Here is a 25,104-nt window from a genome sequence, read left to right on the forward strand (position 1 = left end):
ACCGTCATGCATCGCATCATCCGTCGTATCGGCGCCGCCAGCGCGCGCAGACCGTGGGCCACGATCGGGATATGGGTGGCCGCCACCCTCATCTTCCTGGGGTCGGCGGGTGTCGCCGGCGGCACGTTCGTCGACGACTTCGTCGCCCCCGGCAGCCAGAGCGAGCAGGCGATGGAACTGCTGGAGGAGCGCTTCCCCGAAGCGGCCGGCGGCAGCGCCATGGCGGTGTTCGCCGTACCGGAAGGGCAGCGGCTGGAGCGCCACCGGTCCGCCATCGACGCCGCGGTCGCCCGGATCGGCGGCGTGGAGCACGTGACCGCGGTGGCCGCTCCGTTCGCCGCCGGCACGGTGTCGCCCGACGGGCGCGTCGGCTTCGCCGAGATCACCTTCGACGTGCCGGCGACGGAGCTCGGCCCGGACTCGATCGCCGCGATCGGCGACGTGTTGCAGCCCGTGCGGGACGCCGGCATCACGGCGGAGGTCGGCGGTGACGCGGCGTTCATCAACGCCGAGCCGATAAGTTCGGGCACCGAGGCGGCCGGCGTGCTGGCCGCGCTGGTCGTGCTGCTCGTCGCGTTCGGCACGGTCGTCGCCGCGCTGGTTCCGGTCGCGCTCGCCCTGCTGACGGTCGCCGCCGGCATGGGCGGCATCATGCTGCTGGCCGGCGCGATGGACGTCTCCGGTGCCGCGCCGACCATCGGCGCGATGATCGGGCTGGGGGTCGGCATCGACTACGCCCTGTTCATCATGGCCCGCTACCGCGAGAACCGGGCCGCCGGTCAGGACAACCCCACCGCCCTGTCGGGCGCCATGGGGTCGGCGGGCTCCGCCGTCCTGTTCGCCGGCGGCATCATCGTCGTGGCGATGGCCGCCCTGTCGCTGACCGGTCTGGGCTTCCTGATCTCGGTCGGCCTCAGCACCGCGCTGGTCGTGCTCTTCGCCGTGGCCACCGCCCTCACGCTGCTACCGGCGGTGCTGACGCTGCTCGGTGACCGCATCGACGCCGGGCGGCTCATCGGCCGCCGGCGCCCCGCCAGGCGGGCGAAGGACGCGAGGGACGCGAAGGACGCGAAGGACGTGGAGAACACGGCCTGGTGGCGCTTCGCGCACCGCGTCTCGGGCCGGCCGTGGCCGTACCTGATCGTCGCGTCGGCGGCGCTGTTCGTGCTGGCGGCCCCGGCGCTGTCGATGGAGACGGGTTTCCCGGACGCCGGTGACGACTCGACGAGCACCACGCACCGGCGCGCCTACGACCTGCTGGCGGAGGGCTTCGGTCCGGGCTTCAACGCCCCGCTGCTGCTCGTCGCCGACCTGCGCGCCCCGGGCGTGGACGCCCAGGACATCCCCGCACTGTCCGCGCGCGTCGCCGCCGACCCCGGCATCGCCATGGTCGGCGAGCCGCGTACCTCTCCCGCCGGGGACGCGGTCGTGCTGCCCATGATCCCCACCACCGCGCCCACGGACGCCGCGACGTCCGAGACCCTGGCCCGCGTCCGCGACCTCGTTCCCGCCAACGTGTCCGTGTCGGGCCTGACCGCCATGACCGACGATCTCACCGAGCAGCTCAGCGATACCCTGCCGATCTTCATCGCCGCGATCCTGGTCGCGTCGTTCCTGCTGCTGATGGTGGTGTTCCGGTCCATCGTGGTGCCGCTGAAGGCGGCCGTGGTGAACCTGCTGTCGATCGGCGGCGCGTACGGCGTCGTGGTCGCCGTGTTCCAGTGGGGCTGGTTCAAGGACGTGTTCGGCCTGGAGGGGACGATCCTGATCGCGTCCCCGCTGCCCACGATCTTCTTCGCGGTCCTCTTCGGCCTGTCCATGGACTACGAGGTGTTCCTGCTCTCCCGGATCCGGGAGAGCTACGACGCCACGGGTGACACCGTCGAGTCGGTGGCCCGCGGCATGGCCGGCACGGGCCGCGTGATCACCTCCGCCGCACTGATCATGACGGTGGTGTTCCTCGGCTTCGTCGCCAACCCGTCGCCGCTGGTCAAGATGCTGGGCCTGGGGCTGGCGACGGCGATCGTGCTGGATGCGACGATCGTCCGGATGGTGCTGGTGCCCGCGGCCATGGCCCTGCTGGGCCGGGCCAACTGGTGGCTGCCCCGCCGGCTCGACCGCCGGCTGCCCCACCTCGGCCTGGAGGGCGCCGGCGACGTCCCGCGGCGGCCCGAACCGGAGCCCGCCGCCGTGTCCGGCCGAGGCTGACGCGGCGGCCTCGCAGAGGTCGGCCGGGCCCGGTCCGCTCCCAGGACCGGGCCCGGCCACGGTCGTTCCGTCGAGCGGACATCGGGCGAGCGCATGGTCAGTGCTCCGCCCGTTGCACGAACGCGGTGACCGCCCGCGGGAAGAAGAGGCGGTCCGGCCGGAACACGTCGTGCGGAGCCTCGGGGACGACCACGACCTCGACGTCCGGCCGGACGTCGCGGTAGCGGGCGATGTCCTCGTCCGTGAGGATCCCGCCCCGGCCGCCGGGCCGGGCCACCAGGAGCGGGCACGGCAGGGACCCGAGACCGTCCCACAGCTCCCGCGGCGTCGAGTGCGCGGCGAGCTGGTCGAAGACGTGCCGCGGCATGCGGTCGCTCATCGGCCGGCCGCGGAACGTTGTCTGCCATTGCGACTCCACCAGCGACGGGCTCAGCCGCACCTCCATCGCGCGGTAGTCCGCGATGGCCAGCGACGCCACGCGCTCGGGGCACGACAGCGCCAGGTCCAGTCCCCAGGTGGTGCCCCGCGAGAAGGTCACCAGGTGGAACCGCTGGATCCCTTCCTCGTCCAGCACCGCTCTCAGATCCGCGGCGTGGTCCGCCGCCGTATAGCCCGAGGGTGGGGCCTCGCTGCCGCCGCGACCGCGCACCTCGACGACCAGGAGGCGCCGGGGGGCGAAGAACTCGAGCATCCCGCCGTATTCATCGGCCGTGTCCGACAGGCCGGGCGAGAACAGCACTGGCAGCCCGACGGGATCGGCCGGCGCGTTGTCCAGGTACCGGATGCGCGGTCCGCTGCGAGCGGTCCAACCTGCTTTGAAGATCACCCGACCGAATATCCCATCCTGGGGTTGTTGTGCCGATCACCACCCTGGGGTGAACCGGCGCGGGGCCGGGTCCGCGCTTGCGCCCGGCGGATGCGTTTTGGTAGAGCGGTTGCGCCACCCCACCGGATGAAACGAGTTCTGTCATGACCGAAGGCAGTTACCTGCGGCCCGACCTCAGCCTGGCGGGCGCCGAGCACGTCCGCCGCTACCAGGAGACCGACGGGGAGGTCGGCTACCGCTGGAACGGCGCGCACATCCTGCTGCTGACGACCACCGGCCGGAACAGCGGCCGGCCGCGCACCGCGCCGCTCATCTTCGCCCGTGCCGGGGACGACTATCTGGTGGTCGCGTCGAAGGGCGGTGCGCCGACGCATCCGGCGTGGTACCTCAACCTGCGGGAGAACCCGCAGGCGCGCATCCAGGTGCGCGCCGAGCGGCTGAGCGTCGTCGCGCGCACCGCCGGGGAGCAGGAGAAACCACGGCTGTGGAAGATCGTCAACGAGGTGTGGCCCCCTTACGACGACTACCAGGCGCGGACGGACCGCGACATCCCGGTGGTCGTCCTCACCCCGGTGCCCCGCGACGAGGCCGGGTGAGGCGACGGACCGGAACGCCACGACCGGCCGGCACGGCGGGTCGCGGAGCCGGCGGCTCTCCGGCGGTCCGGCGCCCGCCGGCCCGGCCGCCCGGCGGAACGGGCTCCGGGCCGCCGGTCAATGACCGATCACGAGCGGCAGGGTCTCCCAGCCGCGGACGGTGGAGGTCGGCGCCAGCTTGGCGCCGGCCCAGTCGACGTCCCAGTCCGGGAAGCGCTTGAGGATCTCCTCCAGTGCGATCCGCCCCTCCAGCCGGGCCAGTGCCGCCCCGAGGCAGTAGTGGGCGCCGAGGCCGAAGGTGAGCTGCTGGCCGGCGCGGCGGTGGATGTCGAAGCGTTCGCCGTCGGGGTAGCGGGCCTCGTCGCGGTTGGCGGCGGCGACGAGGAACAGGATGGCGCTGCCGGCCGGCACCGTCGCACCGTGGAACTCGACGTCTTCGGTGACGTACCGGCCGACGAACGGGCCGGGGGGTTCGAAGCGCAGCAGTTCCTCGACCGCGCCGGGGATCAGCGCGGGGTCGGCGGCGAGTTCGCGGCGCTGGTCGGGGTGGCGGGCGAGGGTGGACCCGGCCCAGCCGATGAGCCGCCCGGTCGTCTCGTTGCCGGCGCCGGCGACCACGGTGACGTAGGTGATGACCTCCTCGCGGGTGAGGGTGCGCGTCACGCCGTTCTCGTCCTCGAACTCGGCGGTCAGCAGCGTGGTCATCAGGTCGTCGGAGGGATGGTCGCGACGCCAGTCGATGTAGTCGGCGAACGTCTCGTTGGTGAAGTGCGTTCCCGCGCTGTAGTCCATCGGCCCGCCGGCCTCGGTGCGCAGGCTCTCGTCGGTGGTGTCGCGGATGGCCGCCTGGTCGGCCTCCGGGATGCCGAGCAGCATGCCGATCACCCGCATCGGCATCTCGGCGCTGACCTCGGAGATCAGGTCGAAGGACCGCTCGCCGACCAGCGGGTCCAGGGTGCGCGCGCAGAACCGGCGCACCATCGGCTCCAGCGCGGCGATCCGGCGGGGGGTGAAGACGCGGACGAGCAGCCGGCGGTGCACGTCGTGCAGCGGGGGGTCCTCGAAGATCAGCGTGCCCGGCGGGATCTCGATGCCGGACTTGATCAGTTCGAGGACCGCGCCCTTGGCGGAGGAGAACGTCCGCCAGTCCGGCAGGCCGCGCTCGCAGTCGGCGAACCGGCTGACCGCGTAGAAGTCGTGCTTGTCGTTGTAGTACAGCGGCGCCTCCTCCCGCATCCGCCGGTACGTCGGGTAGGGGTCCGCGGTCAGGGCCAGGTCGTAGGGATCCCAGTAGATCGCGCCGTCGGTACTCACCTGCGTGCCTCCAGGGCTCGGGCGGAGGAGCGTCGACCGCCGTGTCGGCCGGATCGTGCGCTGCGAGCTGTCACGTGCTGGGGACGGGCGCCGCACCTGCGGCCGGGGCTGATGGCGCCGGCCGGTAAGGGCAATGCGCGTATTCGATCACGCAGCATAGCGATATCGGAGCACGAGATAATGCATGAATTTATGGCCGATATCGGTCGGCACGCGAGCGGAATCCGGTCCAGGAAACCCCTGGACCGGATTCCGCAGCCCCCGGGCGCGGAGGGGGCGTCACATCTTCGTGGCGGCGGATTTGATGGCTTCGCGGATCCGGGCATAGGTGCCGCAGCGGCAGATGTTGCGGAGCTCGTCCAGGTCGGCGTCGGTGATCTCGCGGCCTTCGGCGCGGGCCTGGCGGACCTTGGCCACGGCGGACATGATCTGGCCGGGCTGGCAGTAGCCGCACTGGGCGACGTCGTACTCCAGCCAGGCCTCCTGCATGGGGTGCAGGTCGCGGCCGACGGTGCCGGGCAGGCCCTCGATGGTGACGACCTCGTCGTCCGGGCCGAGCTGCGCGACGGGCACCGAGCAGACGTTGACCGCCTTGCCGTTGACATGGGAGGTACAGGCCTGGCAGACACCGATGCCGCAGCCGTACTTGGGGCCGGTGACGCCGAGCAGGTCGCGCAGCACCCAGAGCAGGCGGACGTCGTCCTCGACCTCCACAGTGATCTTCTTGCCGTTGAGACTGAAGGAGTGGGTCGGCACGTCAGGGCTCCTCTAGAAGGCGCGGTCCAGGCCGTCGGTGGGGGACTGGGGGGTGGACGGCTGCAGCGGGAAGGGCTCGAAGCCCAGGGTGGAGTGGTTGAGGGGGAAACGGGTCGGCATGGTCCCCGTGGCGCGGGCGTACGCGCAGGCCACGGCGGCCAGGGACGGGGCCACCGCCAGCTCGCCGGCGCCGCCGGGCTCGTCGCCGGTGGGCGGCAGGACGATGACGCGGGTCTGCGGCGGGGTGTTCCACTGCCGCGTGTAGAAGTAGTTGTCCCAGCTCCCTTCGAGCGGGATGCCGTCCTTGATGTGCAGGCTGGCGGTCAGCGCCATCGCGATGCCGTCGTTCAGGCCGCCGATCATCTGCGCCTCCAGGCCGCGCGGGTTGATCGGCAGCCCCGCGTCCACCACGACCAGGGCGCGGGTGACGCGGGGGCCGGCGACGCCGTGCCGGATGGGGCGGTTGACGGTCTCGGGGCGGCAGTCGAGCTCGACGAGGACCGCGCAGGCGGCCCGGTACTCGGCGTGCAGGCCGATGCCCTGGGCGACGCCGTCGGGCAGGGCCCGCCCCCAGCCGCCCTCGGCGGCCGCCCGGTCCAGGGCGGTGCGCAGCCGCCCGTTCTTCAGGTACTCGCGGCGGAACTTCACCGGGTCCTTGTTCATCGCGGCGGCGAGCCGGTCCACGACGAGTTCCCGCGCGCACACCAGGTTCGGCGAGTAGACGTTGCGCATGCTGCCGGTCTTGAACTTCAGCGGGACCTCGGTCAGCGTCTGCTTGGTCGAGCCGAAGTTGTAGGGGGACGACTGGCTCAGGATGAAGAACACCTGGGAGACGATCGGGTTCCCGACGACCGGCAGCTTGGCGGCGTTGGCGGTGACGATGTCGCCGAACCCGTGGCTGAAGCTGGTCTCGACGTTGACGTGCCGCTGCTCGTAGCTGAGCACGTCCCCGCCCCGGTAGGTGGCGCGGATGCGGGAGACGCACATCGGGTGCGCGCGGCCCTGCCGGACGGAGTCGGTCCGCGACCACGACAGCTTGACCGGCTTGCCGATCTTCTTGGAGATCTCCGCGGCCTCCACCGCGGCGTCGGTGTGCAGCCGCCGCCCGAACGAGCCGCCGCCCTCCACGACGTGCACCTTGACGGCGGTCACCGGAAGGCCGAGCAGCCCGGCGATCTGGTTCTGCGCGTCCCCGGGGACCTTCAGGCTGGACCAGATCTCGGCGCGGTCGGCCCGCACGTCCGCGATCGCGACCTCCGGCTCCAGCGGGGAGTTGGAGGCGAACATGAAGGTGAACTCGGCGTCGATGGACTTGCTGAACAGCGGCGGCCCGGCCGGTGACGGCACCGCCTTCTTGAGCTTCGCCAGCACGGTGTCGTCGGACTCCCCGGCCACCGGCCCCGGCCGCCAGGTCACGTCCAGCGCCCGGAGCGCGTCGATGCACTGGCCGAACGTCCGGCCGCGCACGGCCACCCCGTGCTTCAGCACCACGACGTCGGTGATGCCGGGCATGGCCGTCACGGCGGCGGCGTTGCGGACGGACGCCACCGTGCCGTCGATGGTCGGCGGGCGCCGCATCATCGTCGGCAGGGCGTTCGGGACGTCCAGGTCCATGGCGAACGTCTTGCGGCCCGTCACGGCGGCGAGGGCGTCCACGCGGTTCGCCGGCCTGCCGATGACGGTGAACTTCGCGGGGTCCTTCAGCGGTACCAGGACCGGAATCACGTTGGTGGTCGCGGCAGCCTTCGCCAGCGAACCGTAGCTCGCCCGCCGGTCGCCGTGGATCACGAAGCCGGCCTCGGTGGTCACCTTGGCGGCGTCCACCTTCCAGGCCCGCGCGGCGGTCTCGACGAGCCGCCGCCGCGCGACCGCGGCGGCGGTGCGCACCGGGGTGTAGAGCGAGCGGACGGACGTGGACCCGCCGGTGAACTGGTTGAACAGCAGCTCGGGGCGGGCGTCGGAGAGGGTGACCTTGACCTTGTCCAGCGGCAGGTCCAGTTCCTCGGCGATCAGCATCGCGATGGCGGTGGTGATGCCCTGCCCCACCTCGGCCCGGGGGAGCGCGTACGACGCGGTCCCGTCCTCGTGGACCTGGACGGTGACGAGCCCGGCGGTCGGCGACGCTGCGATCTTCACCAGGTCGCCGACGTCGAAGATCTCCTCCAGCTGGGGCAGGGACGGGACGTCCGCCGCGGCCGGGTCACCGGTCCACTGCACGGCAACCGCCAGTGTCGGCGCCGTGACCAGGTAGCCGAGGAAGTGCCTGCGCCGCAGCCCCTCGTCCGGTTCGTTCGATTCGTGTTCCATGGCGGTCCTCCCGGCGGTCCCGTCCTACCTTTGCGCCGATCCGTCCCGGGGCGGGCCGGATGGCGGCGCTCGGGCTCGGAACCTGACGGATTCCGAGCCCGAGATTCGTTGCGGAGTCCCCGGCCACGGCGTGCGTGGCCGGGGCCGTTGGTTACGGGAAGTTCGGGTTGTTGGCGACGGGGATCTCGATGCTGATCGGGAAGTCCCCCTCGGACAGGACGAGCAGGGCGCCCAGGCGGAGGATCTCGTCGAAGGCCCAGTAGACCTTCTGCAGGATCCCCGGCGCCCTCTCCAGCGAGAGCAGTCCCTCACGGACGGCGATGAAGGGCTCCCAGGCGATCTCGAAGACCGAGTCCCAGAACGGGTCCTTGCGGATCTTCAGCCAGTTGGCGATCTCGTCGCCGAGCACGTAGCGGGTCAGCGAGCCGAGGATGGGCTTGGTGAGGAGGCCTCCGTCGAGGAAGGAGCCGAGGTTGAGCAGCATGTCGGCCAGCTTGATGCCCTCGGGCGTCGGGGCCAGGATCGGGGTGAGGACCTGCGCGGCCTGGGAGTTGGCCTCGCTCCACGACTTGGGGATGTACTCGTCCTTGATGCCGAGCATGTGCGCGGCCAGCTGCCAGGAGTGCAGGAAGGCCTCGGACTCGGCGGCGGGGATCGGGATCTTCCACTTGATCAGGTTCTGCATGACGGTCGTGGGCAGGCTGTGCCAGGTGACCATCATGTCCGCCTGGCTGATCGGGATCTCCTCGTCGGCGACCTTCGACCAGGCCGGGGACTTCGGCAGCAGGTTGCGCACGCCCGCGTGCGCCAGCCGGGTCTTGACGCAGGTCACGATCATCGAGCCGTCGGGCTTGTAGGCGTCGTCGGTCCCGATGTCGTACCCGAGCTTGGCGGTCTTGGTGATGCGGTCCTTCATGTCCGCACCGCCCTTGGAGTAGTAGACCGCGCGCGCCTCCCGGGGGATGACCGTGCTCATCATCCCGCTGGCGAAGCCGTAGGTGACGCCGAGGTAGAGACCCCGCTTCTCGTTGAAGTTGACCGCGGTGGCGAGCTTGCTTTGGTCGGCCCAGGACGGCATCTGCCTGGCCCGCTCCATGAATTCCCGCAGGTCCGCGGGCAGCCCGGCCGGCAGCGGCTGGCCGTTCTTGGTCCAGGTCCGCAGCAGCTTGTTGACCTGGGGCACGACGCCCCGGTCGAGCAGCGAGCCGACCAGTTCGTCGGCTTCGGCGTCCCACACCTGGCGCGGGTCGGCGCCGGCCCCCGCGCCGGCCACCGAGCCCTCCGGAGACCAGGTCCACAGCATGCCCGCCCCGGCGGGCGATGTGACGCCGCCCAGCGCACCTACCGCGCCCAGCGTTCCCCCCGCCACCAACACGTTGCGCCTACTGGGTTTCTCCATGCTTCGTTCCTCCTCGGGCAGAGCGCGCCCTCTTGATACTCTGATACACGGAGGGTGTCTGTGTATCATTGGCGCTTCGTCAATAAGAGCACACCGTGTCGGTCGTCACAAGCCCTCTTGTGCTGACGGCTGTGAGCGCCTACGGCAGAATCAGTCGTCTCAGGAGGAGACCGTGGAACCTGCGTTGCCCTTCCTCATGCCGATCTCGGGCCAGGAGTCACTCCTCGAACGCGCGTACATCGACGCCGTCGAACAGGTCGACGACACCGACGAGACCCGGGTGCGCGTGCTCGACGCGGCGTACGAGCAGTTCTGCCGCCTGGGTGTGCAACGGTCCACCATGGAGGACGTGGCCCGCCGGGCCGGGATCTCACGGGTCACGCTCTACCGGCGGTTCGCCACCAAGGACGCGCTGGTCGCCCAGGTGGTCCGCCGGGAGTTCCGCCGGTACTTCGACCAGTTCCTCGTCGAGATCCAGGAGGCCGAGACCGTCGCCGACCGCGTGGTGCTGGGCTTCGTGAGCTCGCTGCGCGCCATCCGGAGCAACCCGATGATCGGCGGCCTGATCGACACGGAGCCCGACCTGCTCGTGTCCTCCATGATCAACGACGGTGGGCGGACCCTCGCCACCGTGCGGCAGTTCCTCGCCGGCCAGCTCCGCCACGAGCAGCACGCGGGCAACGTGCCGGAGGACCTGGACGTCGATCATGTGGCCGAGCTGATGGTCCGGATCTCCGCCTCCTTCCTGGCCATCCCCAGCCACCTCATCGACCTCGACGACGACGAGCAACTGGCCGCGCTGGCCCGGCGATTCCTCGTGCCCATGCTGGAACCGCCGGCTCGCTGAATCGGCCGCTGACACCGGCCCCGGGAGCCCGGGCTCGGTGGAATCATTTACGAGTGCTCGCATATTGCATAACGCGACACGATTTTCGGCGCCCCTGACCGCTCGGTGCCTCCGTTGGTAATACCTGCGCCTCACAGGGGCTGGTGTGTAAGGTGAGACACCTTGGGTATGGGCGGGCCGTCCGTACTGTGATGCATGTCACCGGGTCGTGAAGAAATGGCCGGTGATGGGTTGGCGGTTGGCTGTGCCATACCATCCGGGCCTCTCTGACTGGTGGTTTCTCCGGTCGGTCCGGGTGCGACGCTAAACATCTGCTAGAGCGATGCTGGAAGAGCGCGCTCGGGCGGGGCAAGTGCGGCGGGGGAAGTGGCCGCTCCTGGTCGTCCCCTGGCATCCGTCCGGTGCCGGGGGCGTGGGCGCTGCGAGGGGTTTGCAGGTGGCGGGGCATCTGCCGGCCGGACGCCTAGTTGAATAATCAATGGTTCGGGGGTCTGGCCGCGGGGGCCGGTGTTCACGGAACCATGCCGGGTCAATTGCAGTTATATTTGGGTGGGGGCTGCCGGGCCGAGTGGCCTGGTGATGCGGGATAGGTCTCCTCGCCGATGTCGTCGCTGGATCAAACGGGTGACTGTATGTCCACGAGACTACTCAGCGTAGTCTTTTCCGTTTTACTCCCGAGCGTGCCTAACGTAACGAGCTTGCTACGTTCCGTCCCATCTCGTCGTGGTGCGGCTATTCAAATGCGCCGAGATTGTCTCGTTTCCCGAGTTGAGTGGTCCGCCAGCGTTCTCTCGAGACAGGGAATATCGTGCCGAAAAGAATTCCTGAATTGCAGGAGTGGACCACGCCCGACCTGGCGACCCTCATCGAGATGGACCGGGCCAATCTGCTGGCACGTTACGGGCGTGCGATGGAGACCGCCGAGGGGCCCGTCGCCACTGAACCGGCGGCGCTCAGACGGGTGGCGGCGACCGCGGACCAGGTTCTCACCGACGTGGTCGAGAGCCTGCGCGCCGACCGGGTACGGGTAGCCGAGAGCTACAAGATCGCCGCTTCTGAGGAGGAGGACCGGAAGGCGGCCGACGAGCCGCATCCGCGGGAGTCGCTGGTGGCGGGCTCGACCATGTTCGACATGGTTCTGCGGAAGCTGATCGGCCATCTCCGCGTTGACGAGGAGTCCGCCCAGGGCGTCATCCTGGCGATCGTGGCCCTGCACCAGAGCCTCATGATGCGGCTCTCGGAGGAGTTCATCGCCTCCTCCGGCCGGCTGCTCAGCGACGTGCACGAGGCCCAGACCAGCGAGCGGGCACGGATCGCACGCGAGATCCACGACCGGGCCGGGTTCTGGCTGAACACCGCCTCCCACCAACTCGAACTGCTCGACGCCGCCGCGGAGCAGTCGCTGATCTCCGGCCGGGAGGCCGAGCGGCTGAAGAAGGTGCGCGAGGCGGTCGGGAACGTCGTCCACAGCCTGCGGGAGGTGACGTCCGAGCTGCGCCTGCAGGAGCCGATGAAGAGCCTGGAGACCGCGCTGCTGATCGCGCTGTCGGCCCTGTCGAACGACGAGGTGACGCTCCGGGTGAACATCAACGGTGACGAGGCCTGGGCGCCGCACACGGTCAAGGACGAAACGTTCCTCATCATCCGGGAGGCGGTCCGCAACGCGGTCGTGCACGGGCGCTCCAGGCTCGTCGTCGTCGGCGTGCACATCGCGCCCCAGGAGCTGCGGGTCTTCATCGACGACGACGGCGGCGGATTCGACGTGGCGAGGCGTGGGGTGTCGGGCGGTCTGGGCCTGTCGAGCATGCGCGAGCGGGCCGAGCTCATGAACGGGACGCTCACGGTCTCCAGCGTTCCCGGGCGGGGAACCCACGTCGAGCTCTTCGTGCCGCTGCCCGGGCAGGACGATGCCTGAGACCACCCGCACGGCGATTCTGATCGTCGACGATCACGTGCTGGTCCGCGACGGCGTGCGCGAGATCCTCGAGGCGCAGGAGGACATGCGGGTCGTGGGGGAGGCGGGCGACAGCCCGACCGCCGTCGCGCTGGCCGCCGAACTCCGGCCGGACGTCGTCCTGCTCGACATCGAGATCCCGGGGGAAGGCGCCATCACGAACGTGGGCCGGATCCGGGAGGTCTCGCCGGAGTCCGCCGTGGTCATCCTCAGCATGTTCGAGGGGCCGCGGCTGCTGCACGAGCTCATGGAGGCGGGAATCCGGGGCTACCTGCTCAAAACCGTCACCCGGCAGGAACTGGTGGCCGCCATCCGCAGCGTCGCCGGGGACGAGCACCGGGTCGTCTTCTCGGTCTCCAAGGAGAGCCTCACCTACGTGCGCGGCCCCGCGGAGGAGACCCTGACCGAGCGCGAGCGCGAGATCCTCCAGCTCACCGCCGAGGCGCTGAGCAACAAGCAGATCGCGTCGCGGCTGTCCACCACCGAGGCCACCATCAAGCGGAACCTGCGCGCCATCTTCGGCAAGCTGGGGGCCGTTTCGAGGATCGACGCGGTGAACAAGGCCGTGGCCGCCTCCCTGATCGTGGGGGTCACCGGGTCCGCCGCGCAGTCGCGGCCGGTCGATCCGGCGCACATGCCCGGACGGAGGGAGATCGGGCACCGCTACGTCGCGACCGGCACCGACCATCCGGGGCCCGCCGGGCGGGGGCGGTTCCGGTCAGGGAGCACCGAACGCGGGCGCGCGCCCGGCGACGGCCCCCGGTGAGAACAGCAGCCGCAGGGCTTCGCGGTCCTCGGCGGTGAGGTCCACCTGGGCGGCGTTCATCTCCACGTGGACGGGGTTGCGGGTGCTCGGGACCGGCAGGACGCCCGGCCCCTGGCTCAGCAGCCAGGCCAGGGCCAGCCGCGCGAAGCCGATGTCCAGCCGCGCGGCCACGTCCCTGGCCGCCCAGAGCAGCTGCCGGTTCGGCTCGATGTTGCCGTGGTGGAACCGGGGGTCGGAGCGCCGCAGGTCGCCTTGGGCGAGCCGGTCGACCGAGGTGATCGCACCGGTGAGGAAGCCGCGGCCCAGCGGGCGGCAGGCGATCAGCGGCACGCCCAGCTCCCGGGCGACCGGCAGCCGGTCGAGCTCGGCGCTCCGTTCCCACAGCGAGTACTCGACCGCCAGGGCGGAGATCGGGTGCACGGCATGCGCGCGTCGCAGCTGCCCTGCCGACGCGCCGGTCAGGCCGATCTGGCGGATCTTGCCGGCGGTGACCAGTTCGGCCAGCGCTCCCACGCTCTCCTCCACCGGCCGGCGCGGATCGACGCGGGCGAGGTGGTACAGGTCGATGCAGTCCACGCCCAGCCTGCGCAGCGAGGCCTCGCAGGCCCGGCGCAGGTTGCGCGGGTCCGCGTCGACGCCGATCGGCCTGCCGCCGTCGTCGAGGCGCATCCCGCCGCGCGTCGCGAGAACGACGCCGTCCCGCCGCCCCGCGATCGCCCGGCCGACGAGCCGCTCGACCCTGCCTCCGGCGAAGAAGTCGGCCGTGTCGACCATGATTGTTCCGGTCTCGACCGCGCTGCGAATCACCCGTACGCTGGCGGCGTCGTCGATCGCACCGTAGGCACCGGTGAGCGCGAGCGTGCCGAAGCCCGTCCCGGAGCGGTAGATCGCCGATTTCCGCACACGCTCTGACATTATTTGTTACCTCTGGTCATCTCCACTGTCTGCTTGAGCTGGACGTCACAGGCTGTCGGTGCACGCTCGCGTTTCGTTGGAGGGGCCCTCCGGTCGGAATGTGGCCTGCGGATCGTGTGATACCGACGGGGATAACTTTCGATCGCCTGACTCGACCCTCCGGCTAGTGGGGCGCGACCCTTGGGCCACGTGTCTTGCCGGTTGCTCGTCGCAATGATTAGTTTCGACCTTATCTGCACCGGATCTTGAGTTTTGGGGACCTTATGGATTTCCGTGTGCTCGGCCCTGCAGAAGTACTCGCCAACGGACGCAATATCATCCCTTCCGCGCCCAAGCCCCGCCAGGTGATCTCGCTGCTCATCCTGCGCAGGAACACGGTCGTCCGCACCGACGAGCTCATCGACGAGCTGTGGGAGGGCGGCCCTCCGGTAAGTGCGATGACAACCCTCCAGACCTACATCTACAAGCTCCGTAAAATTCTGCTCGATCATGGTGCCGAGGAAATTCTGGGCACCAGGCCAGGTGGTTATCTGCTGGCAGTTCCGGATTCCGCCATTGACCTGCACCGGTTCGAGCAGGACGTCACCACCGGTCAGGAACTGCTGGAGGCCGGTGAGCCCGTCGAGGCCGCGCGGATCATGAGTGGTGCGCTGGCCATGTGGCGCGGCCAGGCGCTGGCCGATGTCGAGCAGGGACCCCTGCTGTCCTCGTACGCGACCCGGCTCGAAGAGCTCAGATCCCGGACGCTGGAGCTGCGGATCGAAGCCGATCTGCGGCTGGGGCGCCACCGCGAGCTGATCAGCGAGCTCAAGTCCCTGGTCCTGACCCACCAGTTGCACGAGCACCTGCACGCCTCGCTGATGATCGCCCTGTACCGCTCGGGACGGCGGTACGAGGCGCTCGAGGTCTACCAGACCCTGCGCGGAAACATGATCGAGGACCTGGGGCTCGAACCGGGCCGGGAGCTCAAACGGCTCCATCAGGCGCTGCTGACCGACTCTCCACCCGGACAGCCGTTCGACCACGGAGAGCCCGCCACGCCCGGGCCACCCGGCCTGGACGCTCCCGCCCCACGCCCCGCTCCCGCCCCGCGTCCCGCGCCCGCAGCGCCCGCACCGCGGGCCCGGGTCGAACCCGCGCCACCGGCCGCCGGGCAGGCCCGGGGCGAACCGCCGGCGGGCGCCCTCGCCCCGCCGGCGCAGTTGCCCCCCGACATCGCGGACTTCACCGGCCGCAAGCGGATCATCAACGAGGTCCTGGCCGGATTCGCACCGGAGGAGGGCGCGGCCGCCCGCACCGCCACCCCGATCGTGGTGATCTCGGGGATGCCGGGCGTGGGCAAGACCGCTCTGGCGATCCACCTGGCCCACCGGCTGCGTCGCCGCTTCCCGGACGGGCAGCTCTACGCGGAACTGCGCGGCTCGACCGGTGCGCCCCGGGAGGTCACCGGGATCCTCCGCGGCTTCCTGCGGGCGCTGGGAGCCACCGAGGCGCAGATACCGGAAGGGGCGGAGGAACGCGCCGCCCTGCTCCGCTCGATGACCGCCGGCCGCCGGCTCCTGATGGTCCTGGACGACGCCGCGCGCCCGGCCGACCTGTGGCCGCTGCTGCCCGGCGACCCGCGCTGCGCGGTCGTCGTCACCAGCCGGCCCCGGCCGCACGGCATGGCCGGCGTGCGCGACCTCGGCCTGGACGCGATGACCCCGGCGGAGGGCGTCGAGTTGCTGGCCCACATGACCGGGCGGGACCGGCTGGAACAGGCGCCGCACGCGGCGCGGCGCCTGGTCGGGTTGGGCGGCGGCCTGCCGTTCGCGCTGCGCTGCATCGGCAGCCGGATCGCCATGATGCCGGGCCTGGCGCTCGACGAGGTGGCCGGGCAACTGGAACGGGCGCCCCTGGACCTGCTGCGCATCGGGGATCTGGACATCCGGGCCGCCTACGACGCCGGCTACGACCGGCTCCGCCCGATGGAGCAGGGCGTCTTCCGGCTGCTGAGCATGCTGCCCGAGGGCGGCTTCACCACGGAAGAGGCGGCCGGGCTGCTGGGCTGGGAACCCGACGGCGTACGACCGGTCCTCGAACGCCTCGCCGACGGGCATCTGATCGTGGTGGTGCCCCGCGGCGACGGAGAGATCCGCTACCGGTTCCCCACCCTGACGCTGGCCTATGCCCGCGAGCGCCTGACCTCGACGCTGGCACGCGTGCCGCAGGAGTTGCCCGTGCCCGGCCACGAGTCCGTCCGGCCGGGAGGAGGCGAGCGGATCGCCGGATAGCGGACGCTCCTTCGAGCGGGGATCGACCCGCCGTGCGGTGCGGGCCGGTAGACAGCAGACGGGCACAGCGACGGGAACGGGGTGAACGATGACCGTACCGATGACCGGGACCGCCACGGAGGTGGACCCGCGCGATCCGTTCCACCGGCTGGCACGGCTGCTGGACACCGGCACCGGTGTGCCGCTGCACCAGCCGGACGGCAGCGGCGTGCTGACGATGCGCGGGCTGGTGGGCGGGATCGAGGTCGTCGCCTACTGCACCGACGCGACCGTCATGGGCGGTGCCATGGGCGCCGCCGGCTGCCGCCGCATCGCGGCGGCGATCGACACGGCGGTGGCCGAGCGCCGCCCGGTCATCGGCGTCTGGCACTGCGGCGGCGCCCGGCTGGCCGAGGGAGTGGAGTCGCTCGAAGGCGTCGGGCAGGTGTTCGCCGCGATGGTCCGGGCCTCCGGCCGTGTGCCGCAGCTGTCGGTCGTGGTGGGCCCGGCGGCCGGCGGCGCGGCCTACGGCCCCGCGCTGACCGACCTGGTGATCATGGCTCCGGCCGGGCGGGTGTTCGTGACCGGTCCCGACGTGGTGCGCCGGGTCACCGGCGAACAGGTCGACATGGCCGAGCTCGGCGGAGCGGAGGCGCACGGGCGCCGGTCAGGCGTGGTGCACGTGGTGGCCGCGTCCGAGGACGACGCCTACCGCCGGGCCCGGAGCATCACCGGGCTGCTGGGCCGGCAGGGCTCGTTCGACCTGCGGGCGGTGGGCGGCGAGGACGACCTCCGCCGGTTGCTGCCCGACCGGCCCGCCCGCGCCTACGACGTCAAGCCGCTGGTGCGCCGGATCCTGGACCCGGGAGCGGACGGCGCCGCGGCGTTCGAGGAACTCCAGGCCAAGTGGGCGCCGAACGTCGTGGTGGGCCTCGGCCGGCTCGGCGGCCGCACCGTGGGCGTGGTCGCGAACAACCCGCTGCGCAAGGGCGGCTGCCTCGACTCGCTGTCGGCGGAGAAGGCGGCCAGGTTCGTGCGCATGTGCGATGCGTTCGGCGTCCCGCTGCTGGTCGTCGTGGACGTTCCGGGTTACCTGCCGGGCGTGAGCCAGGAGTGGGAGGGCGTCGTGCGCCGCGGTGCGAAACTGCTGCACGCGTTCGCCGAGGCCGTCGTGCCCCGGGTGACGCTGGTGACGCGCAAGTCCTACGGCGGCGCCTATGTCGCCATGAACTCGCGCTCGCTCGGCGCGACGGCCGTGCTCGCCTGGCCGGAGGCGGAGACCGCGGTGATGGGGGCCACCGCCGCGGTGGACATCCTGCATCGCAAGCGGCTCGCCGCCGCCCCCGAGGAGGAGCGCGAGGCGCTGCGGTCGCGGCTCGCCGAGGAGCACGAGCGCACCTCCGGCGGGCTGCGCCGGGCCGTGGCGATCGGGGCGGTCGACGAGGTCATCGACCCGGCGCGGACCCGCCGCCGGCTCGCCGAAGCCTTCGCCGCCGCCCCGGCACTGCGGGGCAGTCACGGCAACATCCCGCTCTGAGCCGGCCCGCCCGTGTTACCGTCAGGAGCCCTGACAGCGAGCGGCCCCATGCGGATGACCTCCATGCACCAGCCGGCCCCGCCCATCGCGTACCTGCTCGCCTGCGCCAGCACGCTGGCCGCGCGCCGGGCCGACGAGAAGCTCCGGCCCCACGGCCTGACGATCCGCCAGTTCGGGCTGCTCCACCAGCTCCGGCTCGAACCGGAACTCACCATGTCCGAGCTCGCCCAGCAGCTCGGCATCGCGCGGCAGTCCGTGCACCAGCTGATCAACGAGCTGGAGCAGGCGGGCCACCTGCGCCGGCTGCCGGGGGCGTCGTACCGGACCAGGCGGCTGGAGGTCACCGACACCGCGCAGTACCTGCTGTCCCGGATGTCCGGGGCGCTGGACGGCGCCGAGACCGGCCTGCTCGGCGGCCTCGACCCCGACGAGGTCGAGACGCTGCGCCTGCTGCTGCGGCGGCTGCTGGCCCATGCCACCGACGACGAGACCTGGATGTCGGACGGCTGACCCGTCCCCGCGACCCCGCCGCGAGAGCGGTTCGAGCACCGCCGCCTAGGTTGGCGCGCATGACGGCCGACGTGACGGGGCGATGACCATGCGGGTGCTGTTCGTGACGGTGGCCGCCGGCTCGCATCTGGGGGCCCAGGTTCCGCTGGCCTGGGCGCTGCGGGCCGCGGGCCACCAGGTGTGCGTCGCCAGCCAGCCGGACCTGGAGGACGAGATCGTCGCCGCCGGGCTCGCCGCGGTGCCGGTCGGCCCGCCGCTCGACCAGGAGGGGTCGGTTGAGGAGCTGCGCCGGCGGCGGGAGGAGGAGGCGCGGCGGCTGGACGGCGAGCCGCCCGACGCGCAGGAGCTGATGCGCGTCGGCGACCTGAGCCCCGACCGGCTCGGCTACGACCGGCTGCACGGGACCGTCACCGTGATGACGTCGGCGATCTTCCAGAACTTCTCCGCCAGGGAGACGGTCGATGACCTCGTGGGCTTCGCCCGGCACTGGCGGCCGGACCTGGTCGTCTGGGACACCATGCTGATGGCCGGCGCGGTCGCCGCGCGGGCCTGCGGCGCGGCCCACGCCCGGCTGCTGTACGGCCTCGACCTCGTCGGCCGGATGCGGGAGGAGTACCTGGCGGAGGTGGCCCGCAGGCCCGCGGACCTGCGCGAGGACCCGCTGGCCGAGTGGCTGGGCTGGACCATGGCCCGGTACGGCGGCGCGTTCGGCGAGGACCTGGTGGTCGGCCAGTGGACCATCGATCCGATCCCGTCGTCGATGCGGCTGGCGGTGGACCACCACTACGTGCCGATGGGGTACGTGCCCTTCAACGGCCGTGCCGTGATCCCGTCCTGGCTGCGCGAGCCGCCCGCGCGCCGCCGGGTGTGCCTGACCCTGGGAGTCTCGTTCCGCGAGGTGATGGGCGGCGACCAGGCCTCGATCGGGGCCCTGCTGGAGGCGCTGGCGGGCCTGGACGTCGAGGTGGTCGCGACGCTGGACGCCGACCAGCTCGCCACGGTGGACCGGGTGCCCGGCAACGTGCGGGTGGTCGACTTCGTCGCGCTGAACGAGCTGCTGCCGAGCTGTTCGGCGATCGTCCACCAGGGCGGGTTCGGGACGGCGCAGACCGCGCTGGCCCACGGCGTCCCCCAGGTCATCGTCCCGAGTGACATGTGGGACGCGATCGCCAGGGCGCAGCGCGTGCAGCGCTCGGGCGCCGGCCTGTGCGTGTCCGACGACGGGCGGCCGCCCGCGGTCGCCGAGCTGCGGGACGCGCTGGTGCGCGTCCTGGCGGAGCCGTCGTTCGCCCGGGCCGCGGCCGGGATGCGCGCCGAGGTCCGCGGCGCCCCGGCCCCGGCCGACCTCGTCCCGCTGCTGGAGAAGCTGACCGCCCGGCACCGCGGCTGACCGTCAGGCGCCGCGGCCCGCCGTGGCCGCGGCCTGGCCGAACCGGCTCAGCGCCTCGTGCAGCGCGCCGCGCCAGTCGCGCAGCGGCTCCATGCCGACGTCCTTCCAGCGGTCGTGCCCGAGCACGGTGTAGGCGGGGCGCGGGGCCGGGGTGCGGTACACCTCGCTGGTGGTGGGCCGTACCCGCGCGGGGTCCGCGCCGACCAGCCGGAAGACCTCGCGGGCGAGGTCGAACCAGGTGGCCTCCCCGGAGTTGGTCGCATGGAAGATCCCGGCCGCGCCCGGCGTGCGGGCGAGCGCGACGACCCGCCCGGCGACGTCGGCCGACCAGCTGGGCTGCCCGTACTGGTCGGCCACGACGTGGACGCTGTCGCACCGGGACTCCAGGTCGATCATGGTGCGGACGAAGCTGCGGCCGTGGGCGCCGTAGAGCCAGGCGGTACGGACGATCGCCGCCGAACCGGGCAGCAGGGCCGACACCGCCCGCTCGCCCGCGAGCTTGCCGCGGCCGTAGGCGTTGCGCGGCGCGGGCGGGTGATCCTCGGAGTAGGGGGTGCGGGCGTCGCCGGGGAAGACGTAGTCGGTGGAGATGTGCACCAGCCGCACGCCGTGCTCGGCACAGGCCACGGCCAGGTTCCGCGGCCCGTCACCGTTGATCCGCAACGCCAGCGACTCGTGGGACTCGGCGTCGTTCACGGCCGTGTAGGCGGCACAGTTGACGACGACCTCGGGCCGGTGCTCGGCGAAGGCCGCGCGCACCGCCGCGAGATCGGTGACGTCCAACCCCGCGCGGTCCAGCGCGGCGACCTGGTCACCGCCGGGGTCACGGTCGGGGTCACCGCCGGGCGCGTCGCCCGCCAGCCGCGCCACCACGTCGCGCCCGAGCAGCCCGCCCGCCCCGGTGACCAGCCACCTCACCGCACCGCCTGGATCTGCGTGCGCAGCTTCGCGCGCGCCTTCAGCGGCTCCCACCAGTCCCGGTTCTCCCGGTACCAGGCGACGGTGGCCTCCAGCCCGCGCCGGAAGTCCTGCCGCGGCCGGTACCCGAGCTCCTCGCGCGCCTTGCGGCAGTCGACCGAGTAGCGCAGGTCGTGGCCCTTGCGGTCCCGTACGTGCTCGACGCTGTCCCAGCCGGCCCCGCAGGCCGCCAGCAGCAGCTCGGTCAGCTCGCGGTTGGTCAGCTCGGTACCGCCGCCGATGTTGTAGATCTCGCCGGCGCGCCCCCGCGTGCGCACCAGCTCCACGCCGCGGCAGTGGTCCTCGACGTGCAGCCACTCGCGGACGTTGGACCCGTCGCCGTACAGCGGGACCTTCCGCCCGTCCAGCAGGTGGGTGACGAACAGTGGGATGATCTTCTCGGGGAACTGGCGCGGGCCGTAGGTGTTGGAACAGCGGGTCACCCGCACGTCCAGCCCGTGGGTGCGGTGGTAGGCCAGCGCGAACAGGTCCGAGGAGGCCTTGGACGCCGAGTAGGGGGAGTTGGGCTGGACCGGATGGTCCTCCGGCCACGAGCCGGTCGCGATGGAGCCGTAGACCTCGTCGGTCGACACGTGCACGAACGGGCCGACGCCGTGCTGCAGCGCCGCGTCCAGCAGGACCTGGGTGCCCAGCACGTTGGTGAGCACGAAGTCCTCGGCTCCCTCGATCGAGCGGTCCACGTGCGACTCGGCCGCGAAGTGCACGATCTGGTCGGCCTCCGACATCAGCTTGTCGACCAGTTCGGCGTCGCGGATGTCGCCCTGTACGAACCGCAGCCGGGGATGGCCGATGGCCAGGTTGGCCGGGTTCGCGGCGTAGGTCAGCTTGTCCAGCACCGTGATCTGCGGCTCGCGCGCGTCGGCGAGCATCATCCGGACATAGGCGGAACCGACGAAGCCGGCCGCTCCGGTCACCAGGAGGTTCACACCAGGCAGGTTGCCGGAGCCCCGTCGAAGACCATCTGAGAACGGGTGGGGTCCCGGGGGGCGCGCCCGCTCCACCGGATCTCGACGCGTTGACGATCGGGGGCGGTGACCCTCGGATACCGGTGAACCCGTTCCACCGCAGGAGGAGCCAATGGCATTGTTCGCCGTGCTGGCGACGCAGGCACCGACCGGGATCAGCGCGGATGAGTTCCGGCGCCGACTGCCCGAGGGATTCGCCTACACCCGGAACCTGGTCGACAAGGGCATCATCAAGCACAACTGGATCCGCGTCGGGGCGTCGGGGGGCCTGCTCATCTACGACGTCGAGTCGCACGAGCGGCTCAACACCCTGCTGTACGAGAACCCGATCAGCCCGCACCTCAGGTTCGAGGTCATTCCGCTGGCCGTGGTCGGCGGCTTCGACCCGAGGGCCTTCGAAAATACCGCAAACACCGAAAACACCGCGGGCGAGCCCGAATAGCCCGCCCTCACTCGCCGAGCATGGCCACCGCGAGGCTCCGGTAGAAGGCCAGGACCCCGGGCTCCTTGGGGCTGAGGTGGCCACGCCCGGCGAACCGCGCCCCGGCGCACCGCTGGACGGCCTCCATGCCCGCCCGGTCCTCGTCGTTGACCACGGCCGCCCCCTCCTCGCTCTCCGCGCGCAGGGCCGCGCGGTCCGCGCCCTCGACCATCGCGGCCGGTAGGAGCGCCCCGCCGCGCACCTGGGTGCGGTCGGCGGTCAGCGGGATCAGGCTGATCCAGATGACCGAGTCCCCGAAGGCCGCGACGCTGCCGCAGGGGAAGACGCAGCAGTTGTACATGTTGGCCTTGTACTCGTCGTCGAGCGCGAGCACCACCGGTTCCATCGGCTCCCGGAACGGGCTGAGCAGGCGGGTCACCCAGCGCGAGTCGGCGCGCACCGCCATGTCGGCGCCGGGCGGCGTGAGGAGCGCCACGGTGTTCGGGTGCAGCCCCATGGCGTGGTAGTTCTCGTGCGCGTTCTGCACGGCCAGCTTCCAGTTGCAGCGCCATTCCTCCAGCCAGCCGCCGACCTGGACCATCTCGTCCAGCCGGTGGCCGGCCAGCTCCGCCCCGACCCGCGCCAGGTGCGGGGCCAGCGGTTCGGCGCCGGCGTCGAGGTTCACGAACACCAGCCCGTTCCACTGCTCGACCCGGGGTGCCGGCCGGCGGCGGCCGGGCGGCGTTCCGCGCAGCGCGCCGTCGTCGCCGCGGACGACCTCCACCGGCTCGCCCGCCACCGACAGCGCCACCCGGGACCCGGGGGCGGCGAGCTCGTCGGCGTGCGCCACCAGCACCCACGACCGCCCGAACACCCGGGCCCGTTCCAGCTCCCACAGCTCCGCCGAGACGAACGCCCTCGGCGGCAGGCTCAGCGCGGGCGCGCCGGGTTCGCGGTAACGTCCCAGCTCCGCCAGGAGCGCCGAGGTCTCCGCGGTCATGATCGTCATGTTTCCTCGCGATGTGCGGCGGTCAGTTTCTCGATGGCCGGGACGGCGTCGTTCGGCGGGTCCATGGCCAGGATCTCCTGCCGCAGCCGCCGCGCGTTCTCGGTGAAGGACGGCTCGGTCAGCACCCGCACGACCTTCTCGCGGAACAGTTCGGCGCTGAACTCGCGCAGCGGGATGGCCAGCAGCGTGCCCTGCTCCTCGTAGGCGTGGCCCATGGCCTCGGAGACCCACTCCCAGCCGGTGAGGACGACCTGCGGGACGCCGTGGAACTCCCCGGTGGCCTTGGTCTGGTAACCGGCGTGGTGGATCACGAGAGCGCAGGTGGGCAGCAGGTCGTTCATCGGTACGAAGTCCACGACGCGGACGTTCTCTCCGAGCTCGGGGAGGTGCTCGCGCTGCTCGGCGGCGATCGCCGCGACGACCTCGACGTCCAGTTCCGCCAGCGTCCGCAACATCGCGGCGAGCAGGGAGCCGAGGTCCCACAGCCGGTACTCGTCGGTGATGCTCACCCCGAGGGTGAGGCAGACGCGGGGCCTGGCCGGCGGTTCGCGCAGCCAGCGCGGGACGACGCTGCGGCCGTTGTAGGGGAGGTACCGCACCGGCACGGTCTCCAGGCCGAGGTCCTCGCGCTGGCTCGGCGGCCTGGTGTCGATCGTGAACTGGCCGGTCAGCATCGTCTCGTCGAACCGGCGCGCGGACCCCAGCCGCTCCAGCGTCCAGTCCAGCCACTCGGCGGTGGGGTCCTCGCGGTGCTCGGGCTCCTGCTCCAGCGCCCGCCGGAGGAAGTGCCGCCTGGTGGTGATCTGCATGGCCTGCTCGGGCCCGGAGACCAGGCGGGCGTGGGCCGCGCCCACGGCCACCGCGGCCACCGCCCCGGCGATGCACAGGGTCTCCCAGATCACCAGGTCCGGCCGCCAGGCGCGGGCCAGACCGACCAGCTCGTCGATCATTTCGTCGGAGTTCAGCGGCATGTTGAGCGCCGGGGTGATGATGGTCTCGTAGGCCAGGTGGTCTTCCCAGCTCTCCTCGGCCTCGTCGACCCCCGTCGTGTCGAGCGTGTTGTAGTAGGCGATCGCCTCGTGGTGGAACTCGCCGAGCAGCTCGTGCCACGGCGGGCACTCGATCGGCTCGGCGGCCAGCCCCGCCCGGGTGACGGTCTCCACCAGTTCGGGCTTGCAGGCCGTCCTGACCTCGTGGCCGGCGGTCCGCAGCGCCCAGGCCATCGGCACCAGCAGCTGGAAATGGCTGCCTTCGAGCGAGGTGATCAGGATTCTCATCCTGACCTCAGGCCGGGCGGATGAGCGGGAACTTCTCGCCCGCGACCGGCTCTCCCGGCCGCAGGTGCGCGACGGGATGGTCCTGGACCCCCGGGCGGTAGGTGGCGTCGGCGTCCATGTAGACGACGCCGTAGGCCAGGCGCCGTTCGGAGTCGGTGTTGACCCCGGCCAGGTGGACGGTGCGGAAGTGGTGGAAGATGACGTCGCCCGCCCGGGCCGGGACGGTGACCCGCGGCGCGTACGGGAAGTCCGGCCAGACCTCCTCCATGGGCCGGTAGTGCTCGAAGCCCGCCAGGTGCACCTGCCGCTCGGTCTCCGGGCGCAGGTGCGAGCCGGGAACGTAGATGAGGCTGCCGCGGTCCGCCGGGACGTCGACCAGCGGGGTCCAGGCCGTCAGCGTCCGGGACAGGCCCGCCAGCGGGAGGCCCGGCTCGTCGTCGTGGATGACGGTCGGCAGGTGCACGTGCGGGTCCTTCTTCAGCACGTCGGTGCCGTAGAGGCGCAGCGGCCCGCCGGAGAGCCGCTCGGCGATCTCCGTGATCACCGGGTGCAGGGCGAGCCGGCGCAGGTCCGGGTGCTTGAGCCAGGCCGCCTCGACGTAGTGGACCTGGGTCTCCTCCGCCGAGGCGCCCCAGATCTCCGGGCCCTCCTTGTCCAGCAGTTCCTCCGCGGCCGCCCGGAAGGTCGCCACCTCCTCCGGGGAGAGGACCTGGGGGAGGTGGACGAACCCCCGGTCGTGGTAACTGCGGACGGTCTCGTCGGTCAGGGATTCGGCCGTGGTCGGGTCGCCGAGGGCCACCATGTCGCTCATTCCTCGTGTCCTGTGGGGTGTCCTGTGGGGTGTCTCGTGGATGTCTCGTGGGCGTACCGGGCGGGC

At 71.6% G+C, this 25,104-nt stretch carries 21 protein-coding genes; 10 read left to right on the plus strand and 11 right to left on the minus strand.

Annotation, left to right across the window (positions count from 1 at the left end; all coding sequences use genetic code 11):
- Window positions 1-6: 6 nt before the first annotated feature.
- The gene (locus DPM19_RS24100; RefSeq protein WP_111870285.1) at window positions 7-2,208 is read left to right on the plus strand and encodes an MMPL family transporter; all 2,202 of its coding nucleotides are present in this window, start codon (window positions 7-9) and stop codon (window positions 2,206-2,208) included.
- Window positions 2,209-2,305: 97 nt separating this feature from the next.
- On the opposite strand, the gene DPM19_RS24105 is transcribed toward DPM19_RS24100, so the two are convergent.
- Window positions 2,306-3,034 (minus strand): alpha/beta fold hydrolase, encoded by a 729-nt coding sequence (locus DPM19_RS24105; RefSeq protein WP_158566877.1) that lies wholly within the window; start codon window positions 3,032-3,034, stop codon window positions 2,306-2,308.
- A gap of 143 nt (window positions 3,035-3,177) precedes the next feature.
- Between DPM19_RS24105 and DPM19_RS24110 the strand changes: the two genes are divergently transcribed.
- Window positions 3,178-3,630, plus strand: coding sequence for a nitroreductase family deazaflavin-dependent oxidoreductase (locus tag DPM19_RS24110; protein ID WP_111870287.1), 453 nt, complete (start codon window positions 3,178-3,180; stop codon window positions 3,628-3,630).
- 117 nt (window positions 3,631-3,747) lie between these two features.
- Here DPM19_RS24110 and DPM19_RS24115 read toward each other — a convergent pair whose 3' ends face one another.
- The 4 genes from DPM19_RS24115 to DPM19_RS24130 form a co-directional block, all read right to left on the minus strand.
- Window positions 3,748-4,944 carry a cytochrome P450 gene (locus tag DPM19_RS24115; protein ID WP_199485257.1) on the minus strand — a complete coding sequence of 399 codons (1,197 nt, stop codon included), beginning with the start codon at window positions 4,942-4,944 and terminating at the stop codon, window positions 3,748-3,750.
- Window positions 4,945-5,223: 279 nt separating this feature from the next.
- On the minus strand, window positions 5,224-5,700 hold the full coding sequence (locus DPM19_RS24120; RefSeq protein WP_111870288.1) for a (2Fe-2S)-binding protein: 477 nt from the start codon (window positions 5,698-5,700) through the stop codon (window positions 5,224-5,226).
- Window positions 5,701-5,712: 12 nt separating this feature from the next.
- Window positions 5,713-8,007 (minus strand): molybdopterin cofactor-binding domain-containing protein, encoded by a 2,295-nt coding sequence (locus DPM19_RS24125; protein ID WP_111870289.1) that lies wholly within the window; start codon window positions 8,005-8,007, stop codon window positions 5,713-5,715.
- A gap of 151 nt (window positions 8,008-8,158) precedes the next feature.
- Entirely contained in the window at window positions 8,159-9,406 is a 1,248-nt protein-coding gene (locus tag DPM19_RS24130) for an oxygenase MpaB family protein (protein WP_111870290.1), read from the minus strand.
- Between the two features lie 196 nt (window positions 9,407-9,602).
- Between DPM19_RS24130 and DPM19_RS24135 the strand changes: the two genes are divergently transcribed.
- From DPM19_RS24135 to DPM19_RS24145, 3 genes are all read left to right on the plus strand, one after another.
- On the plus strand, window positions 9,603-10,253 hold the full coding sequence (locus tag DPM19_RS24135; RefSeq protein ID WP_111870291.1) for a TetR/AcrR family transcriptional regulator: 651 nt from the start codon (window positions 9,603-9,605) through the stop codon (window positions 10,251-10,253).
- Between the two features lie 829 nt (window positions 10,254-11,082).
- Entirely contained in the window at window positions 11,083-12,168 is a 1,086-nt protein-coding gene (locus tag DPM19_RS24140) for a sensor histidine kinase (protein WP_111870292.1), read from the plus strand.
- Window positions 12,161-12,973: a response regulator transcription factor gene (locus DPM19_RS24145; RefSeq protein WP_111870293.1), complete on the plus strand. Its 813-nt coding sequence runs from the start codon at window positions 12,161-12,163 to the stop codon at window positions 12,971-12,973. Before DPM19_RS24140 ends, DPM19_RS24145 begins: the two co-directional genes overlap by 8 nt.
- Here the strand turns inward: DPM19_RS24145 and DPM19_RS24150 are convergent.
- Entirely contained in the window at window positions 12,926-13,888 is a 963-nt protein-coding gene (locus tag DPM19_RS24150; RefSeq protein ID WP_111870294.1) for an aldo/keto reductase, read from the minus strand. The two genes, DPM19_RS24145 and DPM19_RS24150, sit on opposite strands and share 48 nt — an antisense overlap.
- Window positions 13,889-14,151: 263 nt before the next feature.
- Here DPM19_RS24150 and DPM19_RS24155 point away from each other — a divergent pair, with 263 nt between their 5' ends.
- The 4 genes from DPM19_RS24155 (at window position 14,152) to DPM19_RS24170 (ending at window position 19,577) form a co-directional block, all read left to right on the plus strand.
- On the plus strand, window positions 14,152-16,161 hold the full coding sequence (locus tag DPM19_RS24155) for an AfsR/SARP family transcriptional regulator (protein ID WP_111870295.1): 2,010 nt from the start codon (window positions 14,152-14,154) through the stop codon (window positions 16,159-16,161).
- Between the two features lie 88 nt (window positions 16,162-16,249).
- The gene (locus tag DPM19_RS24160; RefSeq protein ID WP_111870296.1) at window positions 16,250-17,677 is read left to right on the plus strand and encodes an acyl-CoA carboxylase subunit beta; all 1,428 of its coding nucleotides are present in this window, start codon (window positions 16,250-16,252) and stop codon (window positions 17,675-17,677) included.
- A gap of 63 nt (window positions 17,678-17,740) precedes the next feature.
- Entirely contained in the window at window positions 17,741-18,187 is a 447-nt protein-coding gene (locus tag DPM19_RS24165) for a MarR family winged helix-turn-helix transcriptional regulator (RefSeq protein ID WP_111870378.1), read from the plus strand.
- Between the two features lie 82 nt (window positions 18,188-18,269).
- On the plus strand, window positions 18,270-19,577 hold the full coding sequence (locus DPM19_RS24170) for an activator-dependent family glycosyltransferase (protein ID WP_325050276.1): 1,308 nt from the start codon (window positions 18,270-18,272) through the stop codon (window positions 19,575-19,577).
- Between the two features lie 3 nt (window positions 19,578-19,580).
- Here the strand turns inward: DPM19_RS24170 and rfbD are convergent, their stop codons facing one another.
- Complete coding sequence (gene rfbD / locus DPM19_RS24175; protein WP_111870297.1) at window positions 19,581-20,495, minus strand: dTDP-4-dehydrorhamnose reductase; 915 nt, start codon at window positions 20,493-20,495, stop codon at window positions 19,581-19,583.
- Complete coding sequence (gene rfbB / locus DPM19_RS24180; RefSeq protein ID WP_111870298.1) at window positions 20,492-21,481, minus strand: dTDP-glucose 4,6-dehydratase; 990 nt, start codon at window positions 21,479-21,481, stop codon at window positions 20,492-20,494. The genes rfbD and rfbB overlap by 4 nt, the downstream gene beginning before the upstream one ends.
- Window positions 21,482-21,632: 151 nt before the next feature.
- On the opposite strand from rfbB, the gene DPM19_RS24185 reads away from it, so the two are divergent.
- A complete protein-coding gene (locus DPM19_RS24185; protein WP_111870299.1) occupies window positions 21,633-21,962 on the plus strand; it encodes a muconolactone Delta-isomerase family protein in 330 nt (109 codons plus the stop codon).
- Between the two features lie 7 nt (window positions 21,963-21,969).
- Here the strand turns inward: DPM19_RS24185 and DPM19_RS24190 are convergent, their stop codons facing one another.
- Genes DPM19_RS24190 through DPM19_RS24200 form a run of 3 tightly spaced genes read right to left on the minus strand, consistent with a single transcriptional unit; the run spans window position 21,970 to window position 25,038 of the window.
- Entirely contained in the window at window positions 21,970-22,950 is a 981-nt protein-coding gene (locus DPM19_RS24190; RefSeq protein WP_199485259.1) for an SRPBCC family protein, read from the minus strand.
- Window positions 22,947-24,227: an activator-dependent family glycosyltransferase gene (locus tag DPM19_RS24195; protein WP_111870300.1), complete on the minus strand. Its 1,281-nt coding sequence runs from the start codon at window positions 24,225-24,227 to the stop codon at window positions 22,947-22,949. The genes DPM19_RS24190 and DPM19_RS24195 overlap by 4 nt, the downstream gene beginning before the upstream one ends.
- A 7-nt stretch (window positions 24,228-24,234) precedes the next feature.
- Entirely contained in the window at window positions 24,235-25,038 is an 804-nt protein-coding gene (locus DPM19_RS24200) for a phytanoyl-CoA dioxygenase family protein (protein WP_199485260.1), read from the minus strand.
- Window positions 25,039-25,104 lie beyond the last annotated feature (66 nt).

Origin of the sequence: Actinomadura craniellae (assembly GCF_003289645.1) — a bacterium.
Classification (GTDB): domain Bacteria; phylum Actinomycetota; class Actinomycetes; order Streptosporangiales; family Streptosporangiaceae; genus Actinomadura_D; species Actinomadura_D craniellae.